This window comes from Geminicoccus flavidas, assembly GCF_009806515.1.
Lineage (GTDB): Bacteria > Pseudomonadota > Alphaproteobacteria > Geminicoccales > Geminicoccaceae > Geminicoccus > Geminicoccus flavidus.
On record NZ_WUJP01000454.1, the window covers coordinates 1 to 1,124 of the forward strand.

Annotated in this window: 1 protein-coding gene; it reads right to left on the reverse strand. The window is 72.1% G+C overall.

The annotated features are described in order from the left end of the window. Positions 1–1,124, reverse strand: a 1,124-nt coding sequence (locus EQG76_RS12675) for a Na/Pi cotransporter family protein (protein WP_159713840.1), incomplete at both ends; no start/stop codon positions are given.

Consider the following 1,124-nt stretch of genomic DNA (forward strand, 5'->3'; position numbering starts at 1 on the left):
TCTGCCGCCGGCCTTCCCTGCGGTCGAGCTCCCGCTGGGCCAGTTCGGTCAGGTAGTGCTTGATCGATTCGTGCAGCCGGTCGACCACGTCGTCCTGGTCGCGGACCTGCTTGAGCAGCCGGGCATCGTCGGTGCGCAGCACCGTCATCACCTCCCGCAGCATCGACTGGATCACCTCGCCCACCCGGAGCGTCTCGCGCACGGCCGAGGCCAGCGCCACCGACGGCGTGTCCAGTGCGTCCTGCTCGAGGAAGCGGGGTGCGGCCGGGTCGGTGCCCGCCGGGTCGTCCGGCATCAGCCAGACCAGCAGGCGGTCGAACGGGCCGGTGAGCGGCAGGAAGATCAGGGCCAGAAGCAGGTTGAAGGCGATATGGGCGCCGACCGTGAGCAGGCCCGGCGGGAGGGCCCCCTCCAGCAGCGGCAGGAGCTGCGGGACGAACGGCAAGAGCACCACCGCTGTGCCGGCGCGCTTGAGGAGGTTGCCCATCGGGGCGCGGCGGCCTGCGGCCGGTGCCTGCGCGGTCATGACCGCGGCCACGATCCCGGCACCGGCATTGGCGCCCAGCACCAGGGCCAGGGCCAGCGGCGGCGCCACGACGCCGGAGGCGGCCAGCGACGCGATCAGGAGCACGATCGCCAGGCTGGAATGGAGCAGCCAGGTGAGCAGGGCCGCCAGCAGGAAGCCCACGAGCGGCGTGTCGCCAAGCGCGCCCATGAGCTCGATCATCACCGGCGACGTGCCGAGCGGCTCGGCCGCCTGCACGATCTGCTGGAGCGACAGGAGCACCAGGCCCAGTCCGATCCCGACCCTCGCCAGGCTGCGGGCCTTGCCGTTCTCGGTGCCGAGGAACACGGCCACGCCCAGCAGGAGGAACAGGGAGCCCAGCCAGGCAATGCGGAAGGACAGGAGCAGGGCGATCAGCGCGGTGCCGACGTCGGCACCCAGCATCACCGCGAGTGCCGGGCCGGTCTCCATCAGCCCGCGCGCGGCGAAGGACGAAACCAACACGGAGGTGGCGGTCGAGGACTGCAGGAGCATGGTGACGCCGAGGCCAGCCGCGAACGCGGCCAGACGGTTGCGCACGGAGCGGCCGAGGAAATGGCGCAGGCCGGCGCCGAATGCC